The sequence below is a fragment of the Streptococcus parasanguinis genome (assembly GCF_001074805.1).
Taxonomy (GTDB): domain Bacteria; phylum Bacillota; class Bacilli; order Lactobacillales; family Streptococcaceae; genus Streptococcus; species Streptococcus parasanguinis_A.
Window position 1 is genome coordinate 1 of the sequence record NZ_JUPI01000107.1, and the last position, 5,183, is coordinate 5,183.

Genomic DNA, 5,183 nt, shown 5'->3' on the forward strand with positions numbered 1-5,183 from the left:
GGAGGTGGGACGACGAAATCGAATTCTAACGAATTACCGATTTCTGTCCCACTCTCTTTTTTGCTCTCATAAAAGAGTAGTTCTTTTTCTTGAAATTTGATATACTAGTAACAGAACTAGAAAGGGATTAACCATGTTTGAGAAACAAGAAAGAACAGGCTTGATTGTTAAATTGTATTACAATCGAGATGGGAAAAAATTACAATCTGTCGGAGATGTCTTGTACCATTCTAAGAAATGCCGTTATGTCCAATTGTATGTGGATAGCGACAAGGCCGATCAAGTCATGGAAGACTTAAAGAAAGAACGTTATGTCAAAAAGGTCTTGCCTTGCCATCTCAAAGATTTAGATACAGATTTTGTGGGGAGTTTACAACGATTGGAGACCCCATTCGTGGTCACAGAAGGATAGAAAACGCAATCATTTGATGGATTGCGTTTTTTTTATTGACAATTGTCAGATAATTCGGTATATTCTTAATGTATTTAATTTAAGATTCATTTAAGGAGATCATTACAAATGAAGAAAAAATTTGCTCTTTCATTTTTAACCATTGCAAGTGTCGCTCTTCTTGCTGCTTGTGGTGAAGTTTCTACTTCAGGTTCAAACACAACTGGTAACGAAATCGGTAAAGAACTAAAAGTCGGTTTTAACTTTGAAAAAACTGGTGAAGTAGCAGCCTACGGTAGCGCTGAACAAAAAGGTGCTCAATTGGCCGTTGATGAAATCAACGCTAAGGGTGGAGCTGACGGTAAGAAGATTGTTGTCACAGATAAAGATAACAAGTCTGAAACAGCTGAAGCAGCCACTATTACAACAAACCTTGTAACCCAATCAAAAGTGAACGCTCTTGTAGGACCTGCAACTTCAGGTGCTACTGCAGCAGCGGTTGCCAATGCTGGTAAAGCAGGTGTGCCATTGGTTACACCATCAGCAACTCAAGATGATTTGACAAAAGGTCAAGATTACCTTTTCCGTGCAACCTTCATCGATAGCTTCCAAGGAAAAATCATTTCAAAATATACAACTGATAACTTGAAAGCGAAGAAAGTCGTTCTTTACTACGATAACTCATCTGACTATGCTAAAGGGATTGCTGAAGCCTTCAAGAAATCTTATAAAGGTGAAATCGTAGCAACAGAAACGTTCCAATCTAAGGATACAGACTTCCAAGCTGCTCTTACAAAAATCAAAGATAAAGACTTCGATGCGATTGTTCTTCCAGGTTACTACACTGAAACTGGTAAGATCGTAAACCAAGCGCGTGGTATGGGAATCAAACAACCAATCATTGGTGGTGATGGATTTAGCGATGCGAAGTTCGTTGAACAAGCAACACCTGCTGCAGCTACAGATATCTACTACGTAGCTGGATTCTCTACTGAAGGTGAAATGACTGATAAAGCCAAGAAATTCGTAGAAGCCTACAAAGCGAAATACAATGAAGAACCTTCAATGTTCGCAGCTTTGGCTTATGACTCAGTTTACATGGTTGCAGAAGCATCTAAAGGTGCTAAGAACTCTGTCGAATTGAAAGACAACCTTGCGAAGTTGAAAGACTTGGAAGGTGTGACTGGTACAATGTCAATTGACAAGAACCACAACCCGGTTAAATCAGCTCTTATGATTGGCTTGAAAGATGGTAAAGTCAAATCTGTTGAGTCTGTTAAACCATAATTATCATTTGTTGTTTGTACAAGAGGCTGGGAGAATAAAAATTCCTGGCCTCGCTCTTTATTGTTAGAAAGGATGGTTCAAATGCTCCAGCAATTAGTGAACGGTCTAATCTTGGGAAGTGTCTATGCACTCTTGGCCCTTGGTTATACCATGGTGTATGGAATTATCAAATTGATCAACTTTGCCCATGGGGATATCTACATGGTAGGTGCCTTTATGGGGTATTTCTTATTGAACTCATGGAAAGTGAACTTCTTTGTAGCCTTGCTTCTAGCAATGGTTGGGACAGCTATTTTAGGGGTTGTGATTGAATACCTAGCTTATCGTCCGCTTCGTCATTCGACTCGGATTGCTGCCTTGATCACAGCCATCGGTGTCTCCTTCTTGCTTGAATATGGGATGGTCTTCTTTGTAGGAGCCAATACCCGTTCCTTCCCTCAAGTTATTCACACGGTTCGTTACAACTTCGGTCCGATTTCCATCTCCAACATTCAGTTGATGATCCTGGGAGTGTCTGTTTTCTTGATGGTCGCTCTTCAATTTATTATCCAAAAGACAAAGATGGGGAAAGCCATGCGGGCTGTATCTGTCGATAGTGATGCGGCTCAATTGATGGGGATTAACGTAAACCGTACGATCAGCTTTACCTTTGCTTTGGGATCAGCCTTGGCAGGTGCTGGTGGTGTCTTGATCGGTTTGTACTACAACTCGATCGAGCCTTTGATGGGAATGACACCAGGGATCAAAGCCTTTGTCGCAGCCGTTCTTGGAGGAATCGGAATCATTCCAGGTGCGGCCCTAGGTGGATTTGTTATCGGTTTGTTGGAAACCTTCGCTACAGCGATTGGTCTTTCAGACTTCCGTGATGCCATTGTATATGCCATCTTGATTGTGATCTTGCTTATCCGTCCTGCAGGTATCCTCGGTAAAAATGTGAAAGAGAAGGTGTAAGCCATGAAAGAAAATTTAAAAGTGAATTTAGTCTGGCTTGGTCTTTTGGTCGCAGGTTTTGCCTTGATCCAAGTCTTGGTTGCAGCGGGTGTGCTCAACCTCTTCTATATCCAAATTTTGGAACAAATCGGGATTAACATTATCCTTGCAGTCGGCCTGAACCTCATTGTTGGTTTCTCAGGTCAATTCTCACTGGGACATGCTGGATTTATGGCCATTGGTGCCTATTCTGCAGCCATTCTCGGTTCCAAATCACCAACCTACGGTGCTTTCTTTGGAGCTATGGTTTTAGGGGCCTTGATTGCAGGTCTCGTTGCCTTGATCGTTGGGGTTCCAACCCTTCGTTTGAAAGGGGACTACCTCGCAATTGCAACACTTGGGGTTTCTGAAATTATCCGGATCTTGATCGTCAATGGTGGTACTCTAACAAATGGTGCCGCTGGGATCCTTGGTTTGCCAGCCTTTACAACTTGGCAATTGGTTTACCTCTTTGTTGTGATTACAACGATCTTTACGATTAACTTCTTACGCAGTCCAATTGGACGCTCTACCCTTTCTGTTCGTGAAGATGAAATCGCAGCAGAATCTGTTGGGATTAATACGACCAAAGTTAAAGTCATCGCCTTTGTATTTGGTGCGATCACAGCGGCGATTGCTGGATCTCTCCAAGCCGGCTTTATTGGTTCTGTTGTTCCTAAAGATTACTCTTTCACCAATACCATTAATGTCTTGATCATTGTCGTGTTTGGTGGTTTGGGATCAATGTCAGGAACAGTTGTAGCAGCTATCGTCTTGGGGATCTTGAACATGGTTCTTCAAGACTTCTCAAGCGTCCGAATGATCATTTACTCATTGGCTTTGATTCTCGTGATGATCTTCCGTCCAGGTGGTCTTCTTGGAACATGGGAATTCAGCTTGAAAAAACTACTCTCAAAAAAGGAGGCTAACTAATGGCACTTCTTGAAGTAAAAAATTTAACAAAAAACTTTGGTGGTTTGACAGCCGTTGGGGATGTGACCATGGAACTCAATGAAGGGGAATTGGTTGGTTTGATCGGACCCAACGGTGCCGGTAAAACAACCCTCTTCAACCTCCTAACAGGGGTATATGAACCAAGTGAAGGGACTATTACCTTAGATGGTCAGCTACTAAATGGTAAAGCACCTTATAAAATTGCTGCAGGTGGTCTGGGACGGACTTTCCAAAATATTCGTCTCTTTAAAGACTTGAGCGTTTTGGACAATGTCTTGATTGCCTTTGCCAATCACCACAAACCACATGTCTTTGCTAGTCTTTTCCGCTTGCCAAGCTATTACAAGAATGAAGAAGCTTTGAAAGCAAAAGCTCTTGAATTGTTAGCCATTTTTGGTTTGGAAAAAGAAGCAGATACCTTGGCCAAGAATTTAGCTTACGGACAACAACGTCACTTGGAGATCGTTCGTGCCCTTGCTACAGAGCCAAAGATTCTCTTCTTGGATGAACCTGCTGCAGGGATGAACCCTCAAGAAACAGCAGAATTGACCCAATTGATCCGTCGCATTCAAAAAGAATTCAATATTACGATCATGCTGATCGAACACGATATGAGCTTGGTCATGGAAGTAACCGAACGGATTTATGTATTGGAATATGGTCGCTTGATTGCCCATGGTACGCCAGATGAAATCAAGACCAACAAACGCGTAATCGAAGCCTATCTTGGAGGTGAAGCCTAATGTCTATGTTAAAAGTTGAAAATCTTTCTGTACACTATGGCATGATCCAGGCTGTCCGTGATGTCAGTTTCGAGGTAAATGAAGGGGAAGTTGTTTCCTTGATTGGTGCCAATGGTGCTGGGAAAACCTCTATTCTTCGTACCATTTCAGGTTTGGTGCGTCCAAGTGCTGGGAAAATCGAGTTTTTGGGTCAGGAGATTCAAAAAGTTCCGGCTCAAAAAATTGTAGCAGCAGGACTCTCGCAAGTTCCAGAAGGCCGCCATGTCTTCCCTGGCTTGACCGTTATGGAAAACTTAGAAATGGGAGCTTTCTTGAAGAAAGATCGAGAAGAAAATCAAGCCAACTTGAAGAAAGTCTTTTCTCGTTTTCCACGTTTGGAAGAACGGAAGAACCAAGATGCAGCGACCCTATCTGGTGGGGAACAACAAATGCTGGCAATGGGTCGTGCGCTCATGTCGACGCCGAAACTCTTGCTTTTGGATGAACCTTCTATGGGATTGGCTCCAATCTTTATCCAAGAAATCTTTGATATCATCCAAGATATCCAAAAACAAGGAACAACCGTTCTCTTGATTGAGCAAAATGCCAACAAGGCCCTTGCCATCGCAGACCGCGGTTATGTTTTGGAAACAGGGAAAGTCGTTCTTTCCGGAACAGGAAAAGAACTCTTAGCCTCAGAAGAAGTCCGCAAGGCTTACCTTGGTGGATAAGATTTCTAAAGTTTGTTTGAAAGGAAAAGATAGCGAAACCTTTCTTCGTATTGATGACAAAGAAAATTTAGAAACTTTCCTTAGGTGAGTACGGACGTCAGCGAACTTCTACGAAGTTCCATGACTTAG

At 42.3% G+C, this 5,183-nt stretch carries 6 protein-coding genes; all 6 read left to right on the forward strand.

Annotated elements, in window-relative coordinates; all coding sequences use genetic code 11:
• Positions 1-133: 133 nt before the first annotated feature.
• Complete coding sequence (locus ADI76_RS07185; protein WP_049515405.1) at positions 134-412, forward strand: DUF2129 domain-containing protein; 279 nt, start codon at positions 134-136, stop codon at positions 410-412.
• Positions 413-520: 108 nt separating this feature from the next.
• On the forward strand, positions 521-1,678 hold the full coding sequence (locus ADI76_RS07190; protein WP_049515407.1) for an ABC transporter substrate-binding protein: 1,158 nt from the start codon (positions 521-523) through the stop codon (positions 1,676-1,678).
• 81 nt (positions 1,679-1,759) lie between these two features.
• Complete coding sequence (locus ADI76_RS07195) at positions 1,760-2,629, forward strand: branched-chain amino acid ABC transporter permease (protein ID WP_049515409.1); 870 nt, start codon at positions 1,760-1,762, stop codon at positions 2,627-2,629.
• Positions 2,630-2,632: 3 nt separating this feature from the next.
• Positions 2,633-3,580 carry a branched-chain amino acid ABC transporter permease gene (locus ADI76_RS07200; RefSeq protein ID WP_049515412.1) on the forward strand — a complete coding sequence of 316 codons (948 nt, stop codon included), beginning with the start codon at positions 2,633-2,635 and terminating at the stop codon, positions 3,578-3,580.
• The gene (locus tag ADI76_RS07205; protein ID WP_003005595.1) at positions 3,580-4,344 is read left to right on the forward strand and encodes an ABC transporter ATP-binding protein; all 765 of its coding nucleotides are present in this window, start codon (positions 3,580-3,582) and stop codon (positions 4,342-4,344) included. Before ADI76_RS07200 ends, ADI76_RS07205 begins: the two co-directional genes overlap by 1 nt.
• Positions 4,344-5,054, forward strand: a complete 711-nt coding sequence (locus ADI76_RS07210; protein WP_003008277.1) for an ABC transporter ATP-binding protein — start codon at positions 4,344-4,346, stop codon at positions 5,052-5,054. Before ADI76_RS07205 ends, ADI76_RS07210 begins: the two co-directional genes overlap by 1 nt.
• Positions 5,055-5,183 lie beyond the last annotated feature (129 nt).